The sequence below is a fragment of the Olivibacter sitiensis DSM 17696 genome, assembly GCF_000427965.1.
GTDB classification, from domain to species: domain Bacteria; phylum Bacteroidota; class Bacteroidia; order Sphingobacteriales; family Sphingobacteriaceae; genus Olivibacter; species Olivibacter sitiensis.
The window spans coordinates 26,339-50,553 of record NZ_ATZA01000025.1; the positions used below are offsets into that span (position 1 = coordinate 26,339).

Below are 24,215 nucleotides of genomic sequence, written 5' to 3' on the forward strand. Positions count from 1 at the left end.
TGACCATAAATTATTAGTATTGCTTAGTGCCTTTTTGGAGGATATTTAAGAATAACCAATTAACCTCAGTATAGCCATGAACAGAGATGGAGACGGTAATCTTTTACAACGTCTTAGCGTGGGCGACAAGCATGCTTTCACGGATATATACAATCAATATTGGGCGTCATTATTTAAATACATCATTCGTATTGTTTCCAGTGAGGAGGATGCAGCAGACATTGTTCAAGAAACTTTCGTGACATTTTGGGGAGTCGGCCGAAAACTGAAAGAAATAAAATCCATCAAGGCTTATCTTTTCGTTATGGCTAGAAACCTTGCCTTTAAGCGTTTGCGCGAACAATTGAAAAAGGTAGAAATAGAAGACAAGTTAGTGGAATACTACGGGCAACATATCGAAAGTGTGGAACGACTGGTGTCCACGAAAGAATTGTCCGACTTACTAGATACCGAAATTGATAAACTTCCGAAACGGATGCGCGAGATTTTTGTATTGAGCAGGAAGGAACACCTCTCTTATAAGGAAATCGCAGAGCGACTCAATATTTCAGATCAAACGGTAAAAAAGCAGATATATCATTCACTTAAGTACCTTCGTTTGAAGATAGATGACGAATATATCCCATACCTATCTTTGTTACTGCTAGCAAATATATTTCTTTAGTACCCACTCCACACTATTTTCTGCCTCGATCCACTAACAGGCTGTCTGTATTCTGGGACGTGCATTCCATTGAAATGATATTTTTATTATTGATTATCAATGTTTTGTAGGGTGTGTTCATTTTTTTTAATATACGCATACCACTTTGCGCCGCCATTATACTCTTAATAAATAAAAGTAGACCAATTTATAGGCCATGTCGATAAACCATCAGGAATTAAGGGAATTATTGCGCCGTTATGCCAATGGAAAATGTACATCGCAGGAAGCGAAACTGTTGGAGGAAATGGTCATTCGAAACCCGATATTGAGCAATTGGGACTGGAGCAGCGAGGAAGAGAAGATGCTCATGGGCATACGGATAAAGCAAAGTGTAGACCGGCAGATACAAGACGTAAAGACTGGGCGTACCAAGAGACTTTGGTATGCCGGTATTGCCGCTTCCCTGTTTTTGGCATTAGGTGTTTTCTGGCATAAGTTCGGCGGAGAAGAAAAGGTGTCAAATACGTCGCTGGTAATTTCAGAAACCGCCGCTCAGGCCCCTAATGGCACCATGCTGGTACTGGCTGACGGCACAATGGTCGATCTGGATGATATGGATGACAGTCTGGTACGTGATATGGGAGCAGTATTGATCAGAAAGTTGGGAGACGGGCGAATGGTGTACGAATCAACGAATGCAGGTAACAGTGGGAATGCGACGGCAAAGAATACCATCCATACACCAAACGGAAAGCAGTTTCAACTGACACTTCCCGACGGTACGCAAGTCTGGATGAACACCGCCAGTACCCTTACCTATCCTGTGTATTTCAATGGAAATGAGCGAAGAATTTCGCTAGTGGGAGAAGCGTATTTTGAAGTAGCTCACGATAGCTCAAAACCTTTCGTCGTAATGGCAAATGGAACGGAGATACTGGTCACTGGAACCCATTTCAATGTCTCTGCCTATCCATCAGACAACAGCGTACGCACCACTTTACTAGAGGGTGGGGTGGAGATCAGGCAGCATAACCGTAAGGTGTCGCTGACGCCAGGTTACGAGGCTATTGCCTACATGGACGGTTCGGCCATCAGTAGGCAAAAGGCAAATCAGGAGCAAGCCATGGCTTGGAAAAACGGATATTTTGTGTTCGACGACATGGATATTGTCTCCGTCATGCGTAGTGTGGCCCGTTGGTATGATATCACCGTCGTTGTAGAGGGCAACCTGCCCAATAAGAAATTTGGGGGCACATTTCCCATAACAGAGGATCTCGGAGAACTGTTAAAAGACCTGTCTGTATTGGCAGATATCCAGTTTCAACAAAATGGAAAGGAGGTACGGATTATACGGTGATATGATTATAAACACCAAATGGTCTAAAAAGCCAGAAGTGCAGCGAACACTTCTGGTCTATTGGCCCATGAGCCAAGCCAGGCCATCATTTAATGGAGTGCTAACCACATTAATTACTAACCTGAATTACAAATGTACAAAAAATCGACTGCATCTATATGCATAGCCAATTATAACGTCCTGATTAAGCTTTTCATTATGCTAAAGTTTACGTTATTGATCTTGATGCTTTCCGTTTCTCAAGCTGGAGCAACCGTCTATGCTCAAAATGCGAGCATTGAGGCCAAGAATATGTCCCTCACCGATGTATTCCGCGAACTGAGAAAACAGACTGGGTATCATTTTCTCTACCTGTCCGATGATTTGAAAAACGCTAAGCCCGTCAACCTTCACTTGATCAATACTCCCTTGGAGACTATACTTGATCGCTGTTTCGAAGGGCAGCCGCTCACCTATGAAATCCGTAAAAATAGGGTGCTGGTAGAACGTAAAAGGACGAAGATTGATAAAGGATCAGATCCAAAGGAGACTGACAGGCAACAACGTGAAGTAAGCGGCAGGGTAACCAATGGTCAAGGCGAGCCATTGGAAGGAATAACTGTGAAGGTGAAAGGTACGAACATGTCTGCCACCACCAATAACGAAGGAAATTATCGAATTACGATCCCGCAAAATGCAACGACTCTGGTATTCAGTAGCATTGGCTACGAAGTGCAGGAGGTCTCTATAGGGACATCTACCACCATTAATATGGTGCTGACCGAAGCCATCGGGGATTTGGATGAAGTCGTGGTAGTGGGATTTGGTACCCAAAAGAAGGTCAATCTGACTGGATCTGTGTCGACAGTAGACACGAAATTACTCGAAGCCAGACCAGTAGCCAATGTTGTGCAGGCACTGCAGGGTGCCGTGCCGGGATTAAATATTTACCAAAATAACGGGGGTGAAATCGGGACATCATCGACCATAAATATCCGTGGTATAACAACTATAGGTCAGGGGTCAAATGGTGGTCCTTTGATTCTAATTGACGGGATGGAAGCCGATATTACTACGCTGAACCCGCAGGATATTGAAAACATTTCGGTGTTGAAAGATGCAGCAGCATCATCGATTTATGGTTCGCGTGCGCCTTTCGGCGTTATCTTAATCACCACAAAAAGCGGTAAATCTGGAAAAGCGCAAGTAAATTATATTAACAATTTTAGATGGAATAGTCCCTTGCTTATACCCAAAATGGCCGATTCTTATTCATTTGCCCTTTATATGAACGACTTGTTGACAAATGCGGGTAGAGAGGCATGGTTTACGGCAGAACATTTGCAGCGGATTTTAGATTTTCAGGCCGGCAGGCTAGGGAATCAAACCACGATACCCAGTCCAAACAATCCCAATGAATGGAGTGGGTTTGATGTCGGAAACGATAATGTGGATTGGTATGATGCGATTTATAAGGATAGTGGGTTTTCGCAGGAGCATTCATTAAGTGTTTCCGGTGGCACCAACAACAGCTCTTATTATATTTCCGGCAACTACCTGGATCAAAATGGCTTGCTTCAAATTGGCAAAGACGGTGCGAAACGCTATACAGGTGTTGCTAAATTGGCGTCGCAAATTGCCCCTTGGGCTCATATAGGATATAGTGGCCGATTTGTAAGGTATGAAACAACCAGGCCGCAAACATATAGAGGACAGCATGACTTTTGGTTTGCCGAACAGGCATGGCCTATTTTGCCCCTTTATGATCCCAACGGATATTATTTTTCGGCCCCATCGGCAGCATTATTTTTGGCTGAGGGTGGTACGAATGATTTTACATCAGATAAAACCTACCACCAATTGAACATAACAACGGAACCCGTAAAAGGTCTTCGGGTAATCGGTGATATAAACTATGCTATAACGGATGACTTCAGAACGGTTGTGCAACAAAAGTTGTATAACCATAATGTTGCCGGAGAGCCGATTCTGTACAATGACTATAATTCAATTACTGAGTATGCCTATAAAACAAATTACCTTAACTCGAATGTTCGGGCAGAATATCAAAAATCCCTAAACCAGCATAACTTTATGTTGATGGGAGGTTTTCAGGCAGAACAAACCAGATACAGGGACCTAAGTGCCAATCGCGTAGGTATTTTCGCCGGTTCACCGACAATTAATACCAGTACAGGCGTTTCGGATAATGGAAGTATTGTTGCTCCTGAGGTATCGGGCCAATATTATAATTGGTCAACAGCCGGTTTTTTCGGAAGATTTAATTATGACTATATGGGTAAATATTTGTTGGAGGCAAATCTCAGATACGACGGATTCTCTCGTTTCAGATCCGACAACAGGTGGAGTTTGTTTCCTTCATTCTCGTTGGGTTGGAATATTGCCCAAGAATCTTTTTGGGAAAATCTCAGTACCCCCGTCAATGTATTGAAACTTCGCGCATCATGGGGTAAACTGGGCAATCAAAATGCGAACAGCTATTATCCTACTTATTCCGCTATGGGATTAGGCGCCGCATCGGGAAACTGGCTGGTGAATGGTGTTAGACCCAATACCGCTTATGCTCCCGCTTTAGTAAGTCCGTCCTTGACCTGGGAAAAAATATCGACATACAACGTAGGTCTGGATATCTCCGCGTTCAACAATCGATTGACCTCGTCTATCGATGTTTATACTCGATATACAAATGATATGATTGGCCCTGCTATCGAACTTCCCGTTATCTTGGGCACAAGTGTTCCACGGACAAACAATACCGATTTGAGGACTTCTGGATTTGAATTGGAGCTTGCTTGGAAGGATAATTTAGCGAGTGGATTCGGGTACGATATCCGGTTTAACGTATCTGATTCGAGAACAAAAATCATCAGGTATCCGAATGACACCGGCGTACTGGGCTTTAATAACGGCGGAACAGGAGAAGTACAATATTCGACATTTAGAAATGGGGAAACTTATGGTGAAATCTGGGGCTATACCACCATTGGAATAGCCCAAACGCAAGCGGAAATGGATGCCCATTTGGCTAGTTTGCCAAATGGAGCTCAGGATGCAATCGGCACCAATTGGGGTCCTGGAGATATCATGTATGCCGATATAAATGGCGATGGAAAAGTTGATAATGGATCTAATACCATTGGAGACCATGGCGATTTAACGGTGATAGGAAATATTACGCCGCGGTTTTTGTTTGGCTTTAATCTGGGTGCAAACTACAAGGCATTTGACATATCCGTCTTTTTTCAGGGTATCATGAAACGCGATTATTTTCAGGGCAGCTACTTATTTTGGGGCAATGGCAAGTCCATGTGGGAGTCCACAGCCTTTGTGCAACACTTGGATTATTTCAGGGATGATCCGTCGCACCCCCTTGGCGCCAACTTAGATGCCTATTACCCCCGACCGCTTGATGGCGACTGGAGCGGCATGGGTAGAAATCACGAAGTACAGACGAAATATTTACAAAACGCTGCTTATATCAGGTTAAAAAACCTTCAATTGGGTTATTCTTTACCAGCATCTACCCTGGCTCGAACTAAACTGCAACGATTGAGAGTCTATGTGTCCGGTGAAAATATCTGGACGGGGACAAAACTTACTGGAATTTTTGATCCTGAATTGATCGATAACCCAGGTTCAGGGGGATCGCAATACCCATTGTCTAGAGTATGGTCTATGGGTTTAAATTTAACCTTTTAATTTTTATGGCTATGAAACGCACAAAAATATATTTTTCGGTTTTGATTCTAATTTTGTCTGGATCTTGCAATAAATTCCTGGATGAAGAGCCAATTTCGACCATTACACCTGAAATGTATTTTACGGAAGAATCTCACTTCTCAGCTTATTCAATAAACTTATATAGCACCTTTACCAATGCTTCGGAGAATAACCAAATCCCATCCAAGGCAATGTATGATGTCAATACCGACAATCAAATCACCCGTTTTGCCAGCGAAAGTTTTTTTGCACCAGGCCAATACCGGGTTCCGCAAACAGGCGGCGATTGGGATTTTACGGAAATACGTAGTTGCAACTATTTTTTTGATTATGCTTTGCCTAAATATGAGGCGGGAAACGTTTCGGGAAATAGCGATAACATCAGGCATTATATCGGTGAAGTCTATTTTATGAGGGCTTATGCCTATTTTAAGAAGTTGCAACTATTGGGTGATTTTCCTATAGTAGAAACTTCATTGACCGATGATAAGGAAATTCTGATAGAGGCTAGTAAACGAATGCCACGTAATGAAGTAGCGCGATTTATTCTGTCGGATCTGGAGCTGGCAAAGCAATATATGAAACCAACTTCAATTGACGGAGCAAAGAACAGGCTTTCTGCACCTTGTGCCCAATTGTTCGCTTCAAGAGTAGCTTTGTATGAAGCCAGCTGGTTAAAGTATTTCAAAGGAACAGCCTATGTTCCCAACGGACCAGGTTGGCCCGGTAGCGACAAAAATTATAATGCCAATTATAATTTTCCGTCTGGAAGTATAGACGCCGAAATAGAATACTTTTTGACCATTTCAATGGAAAATGCAAAGCAGGTTGCAGATGCCTTTGCGCTAGTGACAAATACCGGAGTATTGCAACAATCTGCATCTCAGGCGAAAAACCCCTATTATGAATTGTTTGCAGATGTTAATATGGCCGAATATAGCGAGGTTTTGTTATGGCGGAGATTCGATAGGGGCCAAAATGTTGTTAATGGCTACGTCGGAGAACTGAGGGGAGGACAAATCGGATTGACAAGGGGCTTCATCGATACCTATCTGATGTCAAATGGACTTCCCATCTATGCTACCGGCTCAGGGTACCATGGTGATGATTACATTGCTGATGTTCGCAAAGACCGCGATTCAAGGCTTTACTTGTTTTTGAAGGAGCCTGGGCAACTCAATATCCTCTACCCATATGACGGAGGCAGTACCGACTCTTATCCGGTGGAACCTATTCCAGATATTATTGGAGGTGGAGACCATAGGTACCAAACGGGATATGCCCCCCGAAAAGGTTTGAATTTTGATGCCGCTGTAGCCGCGACAAATGCCAATACAGCTGGAGAACTGATTTTCAGGGCAACAGAAGCTTATCTGAATTATATTGAGGCCTGTTATGAGCGGAATGGATCGCTCAATGCCGATGCGACAAATTATTGGAAAAAAATAAGGGACAGGGCACATGTAGACAATGATTTGGATAAAACTATTGCCGCTACAGATATGAGTGCTGAGGCAAAAAACGATTGGGGAGCCTATTCAGGAGGCAATCTCATTGATAAAACGCTTTACAATATCAGGAGGGAAAGGCGCTGTGAGCTTATCAGTGAAGGATTTCGTCGTATGGACCTGCGTAGATGGCGCGCTATGGATCAATTGATCGTTACGCCTTATCACTTAGAAGGATTCAAACTTTGGGGCCCTATGCGGGATTGGTATAATCCCTCAACGTTAACCTATAATGTAGGCGCCTCGAGCACGGTTTCTGACCCTGCATTAAGTGATTATTTCCGTCCTTATCAGAAAACAAGCAATTTCATCTATTACAATGGGCTGAAATGGGCAATGGCTCATTATCTTAGTCCTATTGCCATACAGCATTTTTTGATAACAGCGGAAAATAACGTCATTAGCTCTTCACCAATTTATCAAAATCCGAATTGGCCAACCGAGGCAAATCAAGGAGCAATTCAATAAATTTTAAACGAGCGCCAATCCACGAATTGGTGCTCGTTTAAGTAGTAATTCTAGCATGATTGTTTACATTCCGAAAAAGGCATCTATTCGTTATACAGTCGAAAAAATATTTGCTTTTTCCTGTACTTTTCTTCTGGGTATCTGTTTGGTGTCTGCTCAAAAAACGGAGCAACACCTTTCATCCGAAGGTCGTCAAATCAATATTGATTTGTCTCATGTCAGAGGCGATTTTGATAAATTTTACAATGAAAGTGTTGGTGCTGGTCGTGCCTATTCGCTGATGCGTGCCGATCATCAGCAGCACATAGCCATGGCCGCCAAAGAATGCGGGTTTAAGTACCTGCGTTTTCATGGGTTATATCAGGACGATATGGGCGTATACAGGTTGAACAAGTATGGAGAGCCATTCTATAGCTGGCAATATGTGGATGCTGTTTATGACTTTATTCTCGGCATTGGCATGCGCCCCATATTGGTGTTTGATTTTATGCCCGAAGCGTTGGCAAGCGGTACGAAAACGATTTATTGGGAAAAAGCGAATATTACACCACCCAAAGATTACGGCCGTTGGTACGGCCTGGTAAAAGCAACTGTCGAACATTTTACACAACGATATGGCCTTGAAGAGGTGAGACAATGGCTGTTTGAAGTCTGGAACGAGCCAGATGGTTATTTTTTTACAGGCGATTTGAACGAATACCTGAAACTATATGATTATACCGCTCGTGCCGTCAAAAGTGTGAGTGCTGATTATCGAGTAGGAGGACCTGCTATTGCAGGGGATACCGATTGGATAACGGCTTTGGTAGACCATTGTCATCAGAAAAATGTCCCCTTGGATTATATTTCGTCCCACGCCTATTCAACGCGTGAGTTTTATCCCGATTCCGTTTATAACAAACTGCCTGATGCTGATTATATGAAGCGGGTTCCCGTTTGGTCTCCCGGCACACCATGGGCGATGGGCAACGTAGCCTATAATCCGGACGGGGTGATGGATGGGGTGAAATCATCTCTGGAAAAAGTGTCAACATCACCTATGCCGTATTTGGAAGTCTATTTTACGGAGTGGGGGTTGACCTGGGATTATTGGGATCCTTTGCGTGATGCTTACCAGGCGGCATCCTATCTTTTGACAAAAATAAAAGAAGTGGACGGACAGGTTAAATCTTTGTCCTATTGTGAAGTTTCGGATGTGTTTGAAGAAGATGGCCCTCCTACCGGAGATTTTCATGGAGGTTTCGGACTGATTAATCTGCAAGGCATACCTAAGCCGGCTTATTTCGCTTACAAATACCTGAATAGGTTGGGCGATACGGAATTGATTTGCGCTGACCCAAAGGCAATTGCATGTAAGACAGGAGACGCCGTACAAATATTGTTTTGGAATGATGCCCATCGTCAAGATGATGTGGATAAAATATACTATGCTAAGGACATACCTCCACTTTCAGCAGGGAAAGTAGCTGTTTTTGTCTCGGGATTAAAGCCAGGGAAATATCGAGTAAACGTTCATAGTGTCGGTTATCGTCAAAATGACGCCTTTACTGCATATCTAGGATTGAACTACGATGGAAGCATTAGTCGTGAACAGGTTGCTTGGTTACAAGAACAAAGTAATGATAAACCTTTAAGGAGTGAAGAGATAATTATAAAACAGTCTGATAAACCATTTGAATTCAAAACCGATATGAGGGAAAATGATGTTTTTCTTATCCTGATGGAGTATGTAGGAACATAATCAGGTTAAAATACGACCCGTCGTTGATTGCTTCTTTAACAGCCTTCAGGCTAGGACAGTGACAGATAGTTGGAGTTTTGAACAGTCGTTAAATTAAATAAAGTATGAAAAAACTGATATCGTTAGTTTGAACTCTAAAGAATAAAGACAAGCAATGAGAATACATCGAGAGATATATCTTTGGTTGAAAAGCTCCATCTGCTGCCCTAACTTTAAAATAACAATAGGCAGAACCTAAGTTTCATATTAAGGACAGCAGATCTATTGAGTCAAAGCCAGAGAGTATTTAGGGCAGAACCCATTATCACGATGTTAGCCACTCAATGCGGAGCATAAATAAACTATTTATGCAAGTATATGGAATAGATTTATCAAAAGAAAAGTTTGACGTAAACTTCTTTGATACAGATGGTAAAGAAAAAAGCAGGATGGTAAAAAACGGATTGGACTCGATATCGAAATTTCTATCGAAAGTACCCGGAGGTTCTGTGCTATGTGCGGAGAATACAGGTAGCTATGGAGATCTGTTAGTCTTTCTGTGTAACCAGTGCGGAGTATCGATAGCACTTGTTCCGGGCTATACGGTAAAACATAGCCTAGGTATCCTTAAAGGCAAGTCAGACCCAATAGATGCCGCTCGGTTGCGGGAATACGGGGAGAGGTTCTTTGACAAGCTATCTTTCAAAACATATCAGAGCGAAAGCGGTTCCGAATTACGCCAGCTTTATTCACTTCGTTCACAGTTGGTTAAGTCTCGTAAAAAATTAAGGACAGGTGAGCATGCCCGGGAACAGATGCCGATGCAGAGCATCCGTGCAAACGTAATTCTACAGGCTTCATTAGCAGCCCTTGATGAGCAGGTCGGAGCTGTAGAGAAAGAAATGGAACTGATCATCAAGAGTGATGCGGGACTTGTAGAGAACTATGAGCTGGCTGTATCGGTGCTGGGGGTGGGGCCGGTAATAGCCACCGACCTCATCATCAAAACAGGAAACTTCAGCACGATCGGCACGGCAAGGAAAGCAGCTTCATATGCCGGTGTATGCCCCTTTCCCAACGCATCGGGCAACATGGTCGGTAAATCCAGGACAAGCCCGTTTGCCGACAAAGAACTCAAGTCTCTGCTGTACATGGGAGCAAAATCCGCAGTAAAGCACAACAAGGAGTACAGATTGTATTATCAGAAAAAGCAACAGGAGGGCAAGCCTCATTATCTAATAATGAATAACGTTATGAATAAACTATTAAGAACGATCTACAGTGTGGTAAACAGCAAAAAGCCATACTCCAGAGACTACATTTGTCTCGACCCAAGAGAAATTAACAAAAATGATAACGGCTCCAAAAAAATAGTGGCCTAAAAACTTGTAATTTATTAGAGTATATGAAAAAACTGATATCCGGTTTCGTTTTACTATTGATGTCATTAGCTTTTATAGCGCAAGCGCAGGAGATAAGGGAAGATATCTTGTATAAAATAATCACCCCCTCTGGTTTGGCAGTGGACAACAAGCTTAGCCCTACCAATTTGTCCCACCTTTATCTTGAAAAAGAATCTAAGACCAGCAAGGGGCAATATTGGCGCATTGTTCGTAACGAAGATGCTTATGTGATCTACAACCCATTTTCATCCAAGAGTTTTGATATCGGAGCATCCTATGAAGTCAGTAATGTGTTGTCAGTTTGGGATTTCAGTAAGTCAAATGAAAACCAGCAATGGTATCTTGTCAGCAAAGACGATGGTTTCGAATTGGTATCAAAAAAGCACGGCCACCATGTTTTTGCCAATCTGGGTGATAAAGCGGGTAATACGCTTTTACTTTCGCCAGAAGGTACCACATTTCAATTGAGGGCAACATCGGAAAAAATACCACCTGAAAACATTCATGGGAAAACGGAATGGGAAAATGAAACCCTATTTGCCGTCAATAAAGAAGACGGACGTAGCACATATATCCCGTTCCCCTCCATAGAAAGTTTAAAGTCTGACGCGTATTTTGACAAACCCTGGTTACAGCCTTCATCTTCTTATTTTCAGTCTTTGAACGGGATGTGGAAGTTCAATTGGGCAAAACAGCCTGCTGAACGTCCTGTGGACTTTTACAAAACAAATTACGATGTTACAGCTTGGAAAGAAATACAGGTTCCTTCCACGTTGGAAATGCTGGGGTACGGCACTCCCATTTATACCAATGTAAATTACCCTTTTAAAAACCAGCCTTCGCTTATTCTTCCGCAGAAAGGCTATACAAACGAGAAAGAACCGAATCCCGTAGGTTCCTACAGGAGAAATTTTACCATACCTACTGATTGGGACGGAAAGGAAGTATTTATTCATTTCAACGGCGTTTACAGCGGATTTTATATTTGGGTGAACGGCAAGAAAGTGGGTTACAGCGAGGTTTCAAATTTGGATGCGGCATTTAACATCACAAAATACGTGAAGCCGGGCGAAAACATGGTGGCGGTTGAGGTTTATAAATGGACGGACGGCAGTTACCTTGAAGACCAGGATATGTTCCGTGTCATGGGGATCCATCGGGACGTATACCTGTATGCCGTGCCGAAAGTGCACGTCCGCGATTATTTCATCAAATCGGCATTTGATGGAGATGATTATAATGTCGCAACTTTCTCGGTCGATGCCAATGTGCGAAATTACAAGGGCAATGCATCGGCAAAGTCAACGATCGAAGTCCAATTAATTGATCCCTCGGGAAAAACGGTGAACACCTTAACCCAGGCAGTTGAACCGATAATGGGCAATGCGGAACAAAGCTATGTTTTGAAAACATCCGTATCCAAGCCCATGCTCTGGTCTGCCGAAAAGCCGAACTTATACAGCGTGATCGTATCCTTGAAAGATGAAAACGGAAAGGTAACGGAAGCCATGTCTTCCAAGTTCGGGTTCCGGAACATTGAAATCAAGAATAAGCGGGTATACATCAACGATCAACAAGTGTTTTTCAGGGGCGTAAACCGGCACGATGCGCATCCTCAATATGGCAAATCAATACCCCTAGCATCCATGATTGAGGATATTCTGCTGATGAAACGCCACAACGTGAACACGGTGCGTACATCTCATTATCCAAACGATCCCAAGATGTATGCACTTTTTGACTACTATGGGCTGTATGTCATGGACGAGAACGACCTGGAATGCCATGGAAACCACAGTTTGAGCGACCGCGAGTCATGGAAGCCTGCCTTTCTCGACAGGATGACACGTACCGTACAGCGCGACAAAAACCACCCTTCGGTCATTTTCTGGTCCTTTGGCAATGAAAGTGGAGGGGGAGTCAACTTTGAAGCCCTGCAGGAAAGGGTGAAGGAACTAGACCCCTCACGCCCCACCCACTATGAAGGAAAAAACGGTGTCCCCGATATGGATTCACACATGTATCCGGATATTCCACGAATGACGGCCTTTGACCAACAGGAGTCGGACAAGCCCTATTTCCTGTGCGAATATGCCCATGCCATGGGCAATGCACCCGGCAATCTTTTCGAATATTGGGATTACATTGAAAATCATTCCAATAGAATGATAGGCGCCTGTATTTGGGAATGGGTAGACCATGCCATGAATAGGTACGGAAAACCTGGAAATCAATACTATTATGGGGGAGATTTTGGAGACCAGCCCAATGACGGAAATTTCTGTGCAGACGGTTTGGTGACGCCCGATCGCAAGGTGACGGCAAAACTGCTAGAAGTCAAAAAGGTATATCAATATATTCGAATGGCCCCGCTAGTTATCCGCGAAGGAAAGATCAAGATCGATAACCGCTATGATTTTACCAACCTGGATGCGTTTAATATCGCATGGAAGGTATTGGAAGATGGCGTGGTTGTCCAATCAGGTGAGATTCCCCCTTTGGATGTGGCGCCTGACCAACACACCCAACTGAAAATTCCCTTCGATGCAAAGATGTCGGCCGATAAAGAGTATTTCCTGAATGTGGAATTTTCATTGAAGAACGGCACACGCTGGGCTGATGCGGGACATGTTGTCGCCGCTGATCAGTTTGCCCTGAACACGCGCCCCACTGTGCAAGCTGTTGACAGGACCGCTTTGGGTAAAATAAACATCGAAGAACAAGCCAATAAGCTGTCGATAACGGGAGACGGATTCAAGACGGTATTCGACAAACAAACAGGAGGGATGATCTCGCTGGAATATGCCGGTAGGGAAATGCTGCACCATAATAAGGGACTACAATTGAACTGGTTCCGCACCATTGACAACGACAGGTATACGGATCAAGAGTATCACGAAACCACTTATCGCAAACCAATATTTACATATCAAACAGATGAAAGTGGCAGGTTTGTGACCGTATTGGTGGAGAATGACGCAACGATCAGTTGGAAGCATCCAGTAACGGTCAATCATGTTGTAAAGTATATCATTTACTCCAATGGTGCTATCGACGTGGATGCTAGTTTTACAAAACCCGATAATGCCGATGTGGTTCGCCGCTTGGGATTACAGATGGTCATTCCGCAAGAATACGAAAACATACAGTATTATGGTTATGGCCCGCATGAAAATGCCGTTGACCGCATACAGTCGGCTTTTGTAGGATTGTATAATACAACACCCAAAGGCATGGAGGCCGAACGTTACGTACGCCCGCAATCCATGGGGAATCGCGAGGATATCCGTTGGGTGACACTGACGAACAGCGATAAGCAGGGATTGAAAATAACGGCCAGGAATAGATTCAGTTTCAGTGCTTTGAATTTTCCTGATAAGGATATCTGGGAGGCGAAGCATGATTTCAACCTGGATAGCATACGTAAACCTGAAATTTACCTGAATATTGACTGTATTCAACAAGGCTTGGGAAATGCCTCATGCGGACCGCTCCCGTTGGAGCAATATATGATTCCGGTCAATACGCCTGTTGGCTATTCGTTCAGGATCGAAGGTTTAAAATAAGTGATTTCAACAGTATAAATTTTGTTATGAAGTATTTTTTAAGTTCAGGCAGTTTACGTACGGTTTCTGTCTTATTCGCAATTCTTTTTTCAGGAATACTATCAAGTGCCCAAACGCGCTGGGAAATACAGCCAGATGGTTCTATTATCTGGAATATTGATAATCGTTTGCCTCATTTCGACCATGTCGAAATGAGTGGCGAGCAGATGTCGGTCATCTTGCGCTATGGTGTCAATGCGGATGGAGCCTTTGCGGCCGAGCGCATGGTGATATGGCCCATGTTGCGGACCATTCCGAATGATACGCACGCCAGCTTGCGGCAGCGATTTTCCATTGATTACCCTTCTTTGCTGATTGTCAACGGATTTTCGTTGCAGCAAGAGCGCGTAAAATCCATACAGCTAGATGGCAAAGTGACGGCGATCAGTGAGTACGGCCTTGGTTTAGCCGTCAATACCGGTGCTAAACAAATCATTGACACTAAGCCAGCAGTAGAAATCACGCGTATATTTTACCCCTCAACCGATAAGCCGCTTTTGGGTGAAACGTACGTTGTAAAAAACATCAGTTCCGAAAGGCAAACGGTCCTTGTTCCCAACGAGCGTACTGTTTATCAAACCGACCCGCAAAAAGGCGTTGACGGCAGTTACACCATGATTGCCAAAATTCAGGAGGGCGATGCGGGACTTTTCTTTTTGGAGCCGCAGCAAACGCTGACGTTTAGCGCTTCTGTTCAGGCATATAAGAAAGGGCAATCCGAGCTGAATCCCCTTATGCGGGAGGAAAGGCTGGCTCGTGAGCGCTTTGTGAACGAGATGTGGTCAAAATTAGTATTTAACTCCCCTGACCCGGTTCTAAATACGGCCTTTGCTTTTGCCAAGATAAGGGCTTGTGAGAGCATTTTTAAAACAGCGGGCGGATATATGCACGGACCGGGAGGCGATAATTTTTACGCCGCCATATGGGCAAACGATCAGGGGGAATACATGAATCCTCTATTTCCGTTTATCGGGTACGATCTTGGCAACAAATCGGCCATCAACTCGTTCAGGCACTTTGCCCGCTTTATGAACGACGAATATAGGTCCATACCCAGCTCCATTATTGCCGAAGGAAAAGATATCTGGAACGGTGCAGGAGACAGGGGCGATAATGCCATGCTTGCCTATGGTGCCACGCGTTATGCCTTGGCGCTCGGTGACAAGCAGGAAGCAGAGGAATTGTGGCCCCTGATCCAATGGTGCCTCGAGTATTGCAGACGTCATCTGAATGATGAAGGCGTTGTGATGTCCGATTCCGATGAACTGGAAGATCGGTTCCCCTCTGGGAATGCCAATCTTTTCACATCGATACTCTACTACGATGCGTTGATCTCTGCCGGACACCTGGCAGAGGAAATCGGTAAGCCGGGGCGCGTGTCCCAAACCTATAACAAGGAAGCCGCCCGAATGCGAAAAGCCATCGCGGATTATTTTGGCGCCACAGTCGAAGGGTTTGAGACATACCGCTATTATGAGGGTAACGAGGTACTCCGCGCATGGATCTGCCTACCGCTGACCGTGGGGATCTACGACAGGAAAGTAGGCACTATTGACGCGTTATTTTCACCAAGGCTATGGACGAAAGACGGCCTGCTGACCGAGGCTGGATCAGAAACGTTTTGGGATCGCGCCACTTTGTATGCGTTAAGGGGTGTTTATGCCGTAGGCGAGAGAGGTAAAGCAACCGAATACCTGAAGCGTTTTTCCGCCGAACGGCTATTGGGCGGGCACGTTCCCTATGCCATAGAAGCGTGGCCCGAGGGTAACCAGCGACATTTATCGGCAGAAAGTGGGCTGTATTGCCGAATTTTCACTGAAGGCCTTTTTGGCATCCGTCCGGTTGGGTTCAACAGTTTCACCCTGGCTCCCCAACTTCCGGACGGATGGGATTTCATGGAGTTGAGAAATGTTCATGCCTTCAAAAACGAGCCTTTTGACATACGGGTAGAGCGGGAAAATGGCAAGATAAGGACGATAATAAGCAGAAATGGAAACGTGGTGAAAACGGTAAAAACTAACGTAGGGGATACGTTTGCCGTTATGCTGTAATAACATACAAGAATAGGAAAGGGGAATTATTCATCCTATCTCAGGGAAACCGGTAGGACCGTATCCTTTTTTCTGGATATAACTAATAGGTAATTAATCTCGTGAGAATATGAGGCAGGTAATTTTAACCATATTTTTAAATGTTTTTGTGATCAATGTGGTGGTATCTCAAGATCAAAGTGGATTTGAATCAATATACAGAGACTTCAACCATGGACAAAGTGTAGACAAAAATACGGAGTGGACACAAGCAATTCAAGTCATTGAACCAGCTTGCAGGTCGGAAGTAAAAGGAAAGATAATCGTCAAATTTACGGCGGCTGGTATGGATGAAGCCAAAGCATATTGTTGGAGGCAGCCTACTGGAGAAAATCCGAATGAATGGGGACACGACGCAGATTTAACACCAACAACATTAAAACTGGGAAAAAAAGGAGAAGGTTCATTTTCGTTTAATGCGGATGATTTTCCGGCGGGGCCTATGAATGTTCGTATATATACAACTAATAAGAACGGGGAAAAGGACGTATTTGAATTACAGCTGTATAATTTGGGCGGTGTAAGATGGAATATGGGGATTCCCGCGACCGATCCCCCTGGAGCAAGAGGGTTGAAATTGGTGTTTTCGGACGATTTTAGTGGGCCGTTATCCATTTCAAATGACGGGCGGAATGCCCGGTATAATGCCCATAAATCACGCTTCGGAGATTTCAGTGGTTGGCCTTTTTCAGATGTCGATGGACTGGACACCCCATTCAGGCAGGTGGACAGCTACTTGAAAATCGAGGCACGGAGGAAGCCGGGTACAAAAGGAAGCACGGGGTTGATCGCTTCCGTGGATATGGATGGAAAAGGCTTCTGGGCAAAAGCTCCCTGCTATTTGGAATGTCGCTTCATGGCGCAATCTGCTCCCGGCACATGGCCTGCTTTCTGGACAATCACGGGCCTTGACGAAGGGTTTGCCGGTGACGAACTCGATATTGTCGAAGCTTACGGCGGCGTGGGGAAAGGTAATCCTAACCATACGGGATATGGTGTTGCCAGCCATTTCTGGTTGCAAACACAACCTGACGGACATCCAGGGAAGGTTATTCCCATTATGGAACTGGGTGGTAAATCCTATTGGTCAACCACCTTCCATACCTACGGACTATACATCGGTTTGGAAGAAACTATTTATTATTTTGATAATATTGAAGTATTCCGTCACGCAACCAATAAGATGTCTCGTGATTATCCGCATACATTCCTTGTCAATTATGCGATAGGAGGGATTAGCGGATGGCCAGTTGATCTGGAGCGGTATGGAAATGGATCGGATATGTATATCGACTTCGTCCGTGTGTATGCCTTATATGATGTTGATTACGTAAGGCCTATTCAACAAGTAGAGGAAGATGGTTATTGAAATCTTCAATGTTTATACCTCAATTCAGAAATTGTTTACGGATGAAACCCATTTAAAAACAAATTATTTTCGAATGAAAAAGTATGTAATTATTGCAATTGTTTTAGTTTTTGCGCAAACTTCATGCAGCGACAAAAAAGAACTATCCAGCGTCTTACAATACGTCGATCCTTTTGTGGGCACGACCTATACCGGCCATACATTCCCTGGAGCAGCTTACCCGCTGGGCATGATGCAGCCTGGACCACAAACAGGTAACTTCGAGTGGAAGTACTGTGCAGGATATAAATACGAGGATCCCTTGATTTGGGGTTTCACGCAAAATCGCCTGAACGGAACTGGAATCCCAGATATGGGTGACATCCTGATGATGCCGTTTTCCGGTACACCGCGCGGCGACTTTAGAAGTGCCTTTTCAAAGGAAAGCGAAAAAGCCTCACCAGGTTATTATGCCGTTGCCCTAGAGGACAATTCGGTGGATGTGGAGCTGACCACTACGCCCCATGTCGCCATACATCGTTACCGTTTTAAGAAAGAAAATCCTGCGGTGTATATCGATTTTCAGAGCGGCAACACCAGTTCGGAGGATTTGTACAACACCCGCGTATTGTACGCCGATATAAAAGTGGAAGACAGACAAACCATCGGCGGAAAAATGCGGGTAAGGCATTGGGTAGAACGCGATATGTTCTTTGTGATCCACTTCAATAAGCCTTTCGTCTCGGCAGATACGTTGCTGGGCGACCCAAGAAACAAAGCCCCTAAAATCGTCTATCATTTCGATAACGAAAAAGAGCTGAACATCAAAGTGGCTATTTCGATGGTCAGTGTTGAAGGAGCCAGGAAAAATATGGAAGCGGAACTGAGCCACTGGGATTTTGATAAAGTGCGAAAAGATGCAGAGGATACTTGGGAAGAATTGCTGTCCCGCGCCATAGTGGAAGGAAGCATAGAGCAGAAGAAGAACTTTTACACGTCCATGTATCACCTGTTTATCCAGCCCAATAATATTGCCGATGTAGATGGGCAGTACAGAGGAGCGAATGATTCCGTCGCCCTTTCCCCAATAGGCAAGTATTATTCTACATTCTCGCTTTGGGATACCTTCCGCGCCGCCCATCCGCTATACACCATCCTTTCGCCAGAAATAGTACCCGATATGGTCAACAGTATGTTGCTGCACGCCGAAACTTATGGTTATTTGCCCATTTGGGCCTTATGGGGCAAGGAAAGCTATGTGATGATCGGCAACCATGGTGTCCCGCCAGTGGTAGAAGCCTGTTTGAAAGATTTCCCTGGCGTAGACCAGGAACGCGCCTATCAGGCTGTAAAAAAATCCCTGACGGAACGGCACCGTAAGTACGACTGGAACATGTATGACCACTACGGTTATTTCCCTTTCGATTTAGTAAAGGAAGAATCCGCTTCCCGAACATTGGAGTGCGGCTACGATGATTATTGTGCTGCCTTATTGGCGAAAAAACTCGGTAAAGAAGAGGACTATGAATTTTTTATGAAACGATCCAACTATTGGAAAAATTTGTTCGATCCCGAATCAAAACTGGCAAGGGCAAAAGACTCAAAAGGGCAATGGCGCACACCATTCGACAAATACCATTTGTCGCATGCGGGAACAGCGGGAGGAGACTATACCGAAGGCAATGCCTGGCAATATACCTGGCACGTATTGCAGGATGTGGATGGCTTGATAGAGGCGATGGGGGGAAATGAAGCATTCACGACAAAGCTAGATTCATTGTTTGTGTTAGATGCCCAAGTGGAGCAGGAAGGCTTTACAGGGGATGTGACTGGGCTGATCGGCCAGTACGCGCAGGGCAACGAGCCGAGCCACCATGTCGTCTACCTGTACAGCCTTGCAGGAAAAAGGGAGCGTACGGCGGAGTTGGTTCGCGACGTGTTTGACCGTTTCTACAAACCCAAGCCTGATGGCCTGTGCGGCAATGACGACTGTGGGCAAATGTCGGCCTGGTACCTGTTCAGCGCAATGGGGTTTTACCCCGTAAACCCTGCAAGCGGCGAATACGTGCTGGGCGCACCCCAACTGCCTAAAGTAACCTTAAAACTTCCGGAAGGTAAAACGTTTACCGTAATCGCAAATAACCTGTCGGAAGCGAACAAATATGTAAAATCTGTCAAACTGAATAATGTTGAAATCACAAATCCAATCATCACCTTTGCACAGATCGTCGAGGGTGGAACATTGACCTTTGAAATGGACTCATCAAGTAGAAGAATAATAGATTGACAGCAGTTATAAAATTAGCTTGAGATGATTAAAACAAACCTCATCATCGCCCTGATAGCAGCTTTTCAGTGTGTAGAAGTCAACATGGTAGTCGCCCAGACATCCAAACATGGAAAAATAGAAGTTCACCCTAATAAGCGCTTTCTCCAGTATGCAGACGGCACGCCCTTCTTTTACTTAGGGGACACGGCCTGGGAATTGTTTCACCGTCTTGACCGTTCCGAAATCCGGATGTATATGCAAGACAGGGCCATGAAGGGATTCACGGTGATCCAGGCCGTATGCCTTGCCGAGTTGGACGGGCTGCGGGCACCGAACGCATATGGAGAGCTGCCATTTAAAGACGATAAGTTTACGGTGCCGAACGAAAAATATTTTGAGCACGTGGATTTTGCAATTGATCTGGCGGATTCTCTAGGACTCGTTATTGGATTGCTGCCCACTTGGGGAGATAAGATCGCTCAGGAATGGGGAGTTGGTCCCGTTATTTTTACGGATGAATATAGCGCGGAAACGTATGGCAGGTATATCGGCAGTAGGTACAAAGACAGGAAAAATATCATTTGGATCCTAGGTGGCGACCGTTGGCTTGGAGGCAAGGAACATATTGTGCGGGCAATGGCGAAAGGTGTCGCCATCGGCATCACAGGGAAGGAAGATTATACAAAATTCTTGATGACCTATCATCCCTGGGGCAAGGGCAGTTCTGCTGAGCTTTTTCCAGATGAGGTATGGATGCATTTCAACATGCAGCAAAATGGCCATGCCTACGATTACAATGTGTGGGAAGTGGTGACGAGAGATTACAACAAGCTTCCCATTAAGCCTATTATTGACGGCGAACCATTGTATGACGAACATCCCATAGACTTCGATCGTGAAAAGAATGGAACTTCCAATGACCTGCATGTAAGGCGTGGATTTTACCATGCCGTGTTCTCGGGGGCATTCGGACATACCTATGGCTGTCATGCGATATGGCAATTTTGGAACTCCGACAGAGAACCGGTGAACGGGCCAATACGCAGTTGGCGGGAATCCCTTGGCCTGATCGGTTCTTATCAGGTCGGCTATGGCAAGGAGTTGATGGAAAGTCGCCCCTTTTTTAACAGGATACCAGACCAAGGGATCGTAATAGATGCCTATGATAACCACAACAGAATAACGGCAACGCGTGATAACGATGGCTCCTACGCAATGGTTTATTCAGAAAGTGGAAAGCCATTTGAAGTGGATTTATTGAAACTTTCTGGTAAGACAATTACGGCCTGGTGGTATGATGTCCGTTCAGGGAGAGCATATAAAATAGGTGATTTTCCGAAAACGGGAACGCAAGGGTTTCATCCTCCCACTAATGGAATCGGCAACGATTGGGTATTGGTGCTTGATGATGTGGAGGCAAAATTTCCACCTCCCGGTACCGGAAAACAATTTGACAATTAGAATTAGGTTTTTAGAGAATTAAACAGTTGATGCTGGCAACGACTTCCTTCTACCAAATTTTAAAACTTTACCATGGCGCGTGCCCATGGTAAAGTTTTAGGTAATCGATCTTTACAGAGAATAAGCGTAACCGATCATCACTGTAGCTGCTCCGGTATTGTTCTTTCCGTTGGCCGTGCCCTTTTGTATGTTTATCAGGCCATAATTGCCACCACCTTCAACAAATATAGAACTTCTGTTAATCTTATAAGATAACCCAACATTGGCCTGAAAGCCGAAATTCACTTTGTTCAACTGATCTTTGATATCCGTCTCTGCATTGAAATCGGATGCAGGTACCGGGATTGTGATAGGCGAGCTTGGATCCTGGGGATTTGGAATGGAAATAGTCAATGGAGTTTGGCCACCTTCGTCCAAGTAGATTTGACTGTTGCCACTTGTTATCTGTTTGGCACTCATCAAAAATCCTACAAAGGGACCTGCGCCTGCATAGAACCTAAACGGACTTTCTTGCGAAAAGTCCCACCCAAATTTGGCCAAGACGGGAACCAGAAGATAATTCATCTTCGCCGTACTATTGAAGTCGGCATACAGGTATTGTGGTAACTGTGAGGTAATAGCTGGAAGAAGTTCTGCTGGAATCAATCCTTCTGCTTTTGCGGCGAAATCTTCTGCTGGAAATGCCTGAAGCCCATTTTTTTTACCCCCCTGTGCGGAAAATTCAATAGAAGGCTGTATGGAAAACAATTTCGAGAACTTGATGTCGGCAAATACGGCAAAGCCGGGACCTGTTCTTGAACTGTACCCCTCGTTCAAAGGAGTTGTCTCCGAACCGGATGCCGAAAGATTGGGGATACTTAGCCCCCCTTTGACACCAATATCCACAGATTGAGCGTAGGTGAACCCCATAGCACAGGCCATGAGTAGCGTTAGTGATAATAATTTTTTCATGTTAAATTGAATTTAAGTGTACGGAATAATAAAGAACGATATATCGCGGTTTAACGGTAAGCTAGGCATAGAATGACGACAATGATCTATGTCACTTTCATATAGAGACGCAAGATGCTTAATTCTCGCGAAACAACTGACATGCCAGTGTAATAATATGCCCTGTGGCCTTTTCATCCCAAGAAAGGGTACTTTCACCCCAGTTGCTTTGTTGGTAAATGGCTATTGGCTATCATTGCCTTTGTAAATTAAATCATTGAAAATGAAAAATAGGCGAATCGAAGCGATATTGGCTACGGCCATTTACGTCTTTATCCTTATCGTTGTTTGGGCAAATAGTATGCGCAACGCAGACAGCATACAGTTGTTTGCACAAATGGCTATTCCCACATTTATATACCTTGCTTTTGTCGCTTTTACGCAGGGTATATCCCCCTTTTGTTTTCGCAAAAAGAGAATAGAATTGGGTATTGTGCTTACTTTAGCACTTTTCTTCGTTACTTGGTTTGCCCTTGCGGCATGTGTTTGGGCCAATAGATATCCCCGTCATGAAGTACCTTTTTCGCAGAGCGATTTTCTTGGTGAAGCTTTGGGCATCGTTTGCGTTTTCTTCTTACTATTGTTTGCCTATGAGGGGATAAAGAGAGGGATACGCTACCTGAAACTACATCGAAATAACCTGACCAGACGTATTGGGCAGGAAAGTTTGGTAGTCTTTGGAATCGGAGCACTGGTGTTTTTGCTCCTAATGGTTCTAGCGCCAGAGCTTGCGGCTTTGTGGATGGTGGCCGTACCTTATGCCTATATCCTCTTTGCGCTGATTACCTATTGGCTCATACCGCATATGGAAAGGCGCCAGCACGGAGTGGACAAGTTCATCCTGGTAACCTTACCCTTGTCTTTTGTCCTTTTTATCCCTTTTGGCGTTCTTTTCATGTCAATGATGGGGTCAAGAGGCGTTATTTTCTTTTTGGTGTGGATGTGTATCGCCATCATCATCCTGCCGCTTTCTTGGTACGTATTCCAGCAACAAAGGCAGCGCATCGCACAGTTGGTAGACCTGAAAAAGGAACTTGGGCAGACCTCGGCCGACTTAAAGCACCTGCGATCCCAGATCAACCCCCATTTCCTATTCAATATCCTCAATACGCTCTACGGCACGGCCTTGCAGGAGGGCGCCTCACGCACGGCAGACAGCATCCAAAAACTGGGCGATATGATGCGCTTTATGCTGCACGAGAACCATCAGGATAGTATATTGCTAGCTCGGGAGATAGCGTATCTACGTAATTATATTGACCTGCAGCTGCTCCGCACGGCCACTACGCCAGAAGTCACCGTGGACTGCGATATCACAGATGTCTTGGAAGGTGTCTATATTGCGCCTATGCTTCTCATTCCTTTTGTGGAGAATGCTTTCAAGCACGGCATTAGCTTGCAGGAGAAGTCGTGGATAAAGATCAGTCTGAAAGAATCAGAAGGACAATTGCATTTTGACGCATACAACAGTATTCATAGGGGGGCAGCTAGCGACCCAGAGCGAAACCATTCGGGCATAGGACTGGAGAATGTGCGGCAAAGGCTGGAGTTATTGTATCCAGGCATATACGATCTAGTGATTAGGGAAACGACCCGAGAGTTTTTCGTACACTTAACTATAAAATTGTAA

13 protein-coding genes are annotated in these 24,215 nt (G+C 44.6%); 12 read left to right on the forward strand and 1 reads right to left on the reverse strand.

Annotated features, from left to right (window positions below; translation table 11 throughout):
- Nucleotides 1-76: 76 nt before the first annotated feature.
- From A37S_RS24710 to A37S_RS0113530, 11 genes are all read left to right on the forward strand, one after another.
- Nucleotides 77-664, forward strand: a complete 588-nt coding sequence (locus A37S_RS24710; RefSeq protein WP_051293176.1) for an RNA polymerase sigma factor — start codon at nucleotides 77-79, stop codon at nucleotides 662-664.
- Nucleotides 665-860: 196 nt separating this feature from the next.
- Complete coding sequence (locus A37S_RS26315; RefSeq protein WP_051293178.1) at nucleotides 861-2,003, forward strand: FecR family protein; 1,143 nt, start codon at nucleotides 861-863, stop codon at nucleotides 2,001-2,003.
- A 198-nt stretch (nucleotides 2,004-2,201) separates the two neighbouring features.
- Nucleotides 2,202-5,702 (forward strand): TonB-dependent receptor, encoded by a 3,501-nt coding sequence (locus A37S_RS0113490; protein ID WP_169719499.1) that lies wholly within the window; start codon nucleotides 2,202-2,204, stop codon nucleotides 5,700-5,702.
- A gap of 11 nt (nucleotides 5,703-5,713) precedes the next feature.
- Nucleotides 5,714-7,699, forward strand: a complete 1,986-nt coding sequence (locus tag A37S_RS0113495; protein WP_028297445.1) for a RagB/SusD family nutrient uptake outer membrane protein — start codon at nucleotides 5,714-5,716, stop codon at nucleotides 7,697-7,699.
- Nucleotides 7,700-7,754: 55 nt separating this feature from the next.
- Nucleotides 7,755-9,440 carry a GH39 family glycosyl hydrolase gene (locus A37S_RS0113500; protein ID WP_051293180.1) on the forward strand — a complete coding sequence of 562 codons (1,686 nt, stop codon included), beginning with the start codon at nucleotides 7,755-7,757 and terminating at the stop codon, nucleotides 9,438-9,440.
- A gap of 347 nt (nucleotides 9,441-9,787) precedes the next feature.
- Complete coding sequence (locus tag A37S_RS0113505; RefSeq protein ID WP_169719500.1) at nucleotides 9,788-10,801, forward strand: IS110 family RNA-guided transposase; 1,014 nt, start codon at nucleotides 9,788-9,790, stop codon at nucleotides 10,799-10,801.
- 23 nt (nucleotides 10,802-10,824) lie between these two features.
- The gene (locus A37S_RS0113510; protein WP_028297448.1) at nucleotides 10,825-14,388 is read left to right on the forward strand and encodes a glycoside hydrolase family 2 TIM barrel-domain containing protein; all 3,564 of its coding nucleotides are present in this window, start codon (nucleotides 10,825-10,827) and stop codon (nucleotides 14,386-14,388) included.
- 26 nt (nucleotides 14,389-14,414) lie between these two features.
- Nucleotides 14,415-16,478: a glucosidase family protein gene (locus A37S_RS24720; RefSeq protein ID WP_051293182.1), complete on the forward strand. Its 2,064-nt coding sequence runs from the start codon at nucleotides 14,415-14,417 to the stop codon at nucleotides 16,476-16,478.
- Between the two features lie 109 nt (nucleotides 16,479-16,587).
- Nucleotides 16,588-17,886: a family 16 glycosylhydrolase gene (locus A37S_RS0113520; protein ID WP_028297449.1), complete on the forward strand. Its 1,299-nt coding sequence runs from the start codon at nucleotides 16,588-16,590 to the stop codon at nucleotides 17,884-17,886.
- Entirely contained in the window at nucleotides 17,876-20,152 is a 2,277-nt protein-coding gene (locus A37S_RS0113525; protein WP_084163904.1) for a GH92 family glycosyl hydrolase, read from the forward strand. The genes A37S_RS0113520 and A37S_RS0113525 overlap by 11 nt, the downstream gene beginning before the upstream one ends.
- 24 nt (nucleotides 20,153-20,176) lie before the next feature.
- Nucleotides 20,177-21,595 (forward strand): glycoside hydrolase family 140 protein, encoded by a 1,419-nt coding sequence (locus tag A37S_RS0113530; RefSeq protein WP_084163905.1) that lies wholly within the window; start codon nucleotides 20,177-20,179, stop codon nucleotides 21,593-21,595.
- Between the two features lie 111 nt (nucleotides 21,596-21,706).
- On the opposite strand, the gene A37S_RS0113535 is transcribed toward A37S_RS0113530, so the two are convergent.
- The gene (locus A37S_RS0113535; RefSeq protein WP_084163906.1) at nucleotides 21,707-22,546 is read right to left on the reverse strand and encodes a porin family protein; all 840 of its coding nucleotides are present in this window, start codon (nucleotides 22,544-22,546) and stop codon (nucleotides 21,707-21,709) included.
- Between the two features lie 262 nt (nucleotides 22,547-22,808).
- Here A37S_RS0113535 and A37S_RS24725 point away from each other — a divergent pair, with 262 nt between their 5' ends.
- Nucleotides 22,809-24,215 (forward strand): sensor histidine kinase, encoded by a 1,407-nt coding sequence (locus A37S_RS24725; protein WP_051293183.1) that lies wholly within the window; start codon nucleotides 22,809-22,811, stop codon nucleotides 24,213-24,215.

Excerpts from the sequence above, each read along its gene's own strand:
- A37S_RS24725 (WP_051293183.1), top strand. The coding sequence starts at position 22,809 with ATGAAAAATAGGCGAATCGAAGCGATATTGGCTACGGCCATTTACGTC.
- A37S_RS24710 (WP_051293176.1), top strand. The coding sequence starts at position 77 with ATGAACAGAGATGGAGACGGTAATCTTTTACAACGTCTTAGCGTGGGC.
- A37S_RS0113510 (WP_028297448.1), top strand. The coding sequence starts at position 10,825 with ATGAAAAAACTGATATCCGGTTTCGTTTTACTATTGATGTCATTAGCT.
- A37S_RS0113505 (WP_169719500.1), top strand. The coding sequence starts at position 9,788 with ATGCAAGTATATGGAATAGATTTATCAAAAGAAAAGTTTGACGTAAAC.
- A37S_RS0113490 (WP_169719499.1), top strand. The coding sequence starts at position 2,202 with ATGCTAAAGTTTACGTTATTGATCTTGATGCTTTCCGTTTCTCAAGCT.
- A37S_RS0113530 (WP_084163905.1), top strand. The coding sequence starts at position 20,177 with ATGATTAAAACAAACCTCATCATCGCCCTGATAGCAGCTTTTCAGTGT.
- A37S_RS24720 (WP_051293182.1), top strand. The coding sequence starts at position 14,415 with ATGAAGTATTTTTTAAGTTCAGGCAGTTTACGTACGGTTTCTGTCTTA.
- A37S_RS0113520 (WP_028297449.1), top strand. The coding sequence starts at position 16,588 with ATGAGGCAGGTAATTTTAACCATATTTTTAAATGTTTTTGTGATCAAT.
- A37S_RS26315 (WP_051293178.1), top strand. The coding sequence starts at position 861 with ATGTCGATAAACCATCAGGAATTAAGGGAATTATTGCGCCGTTATGCC.
- A37S_RS0113500 (WP_051293180.1), top strand. The coding sequence starts at position 7,755 with ATGATTGTTTACATTCCGAAAAAGGCATCTATTCGTTATACAGTCGAA.
- A37S_RS0113535 (WP_084163906.1), bottom strand. The coding sequence starts at position 22,546 with ATGAAAAAATTATTATCACTAACGCTACTCATGGCCTGTGCTATGGGG.
- A37S_RS0113525 (WP_084163904.1), top strand. The coding sequence starts at position 17,876 with ATGGTTATTGAAATCTTCAATGTTTATACCTCAATTCAGAAATTGTTT.
- A37S_RS0113495 (WP_028297445.1), top strand. The coding sequence starts at position 5,714 with ATGAAACGCACAAAAATATATTTTTCGGTTTTGATTCTAATTTTGTCT.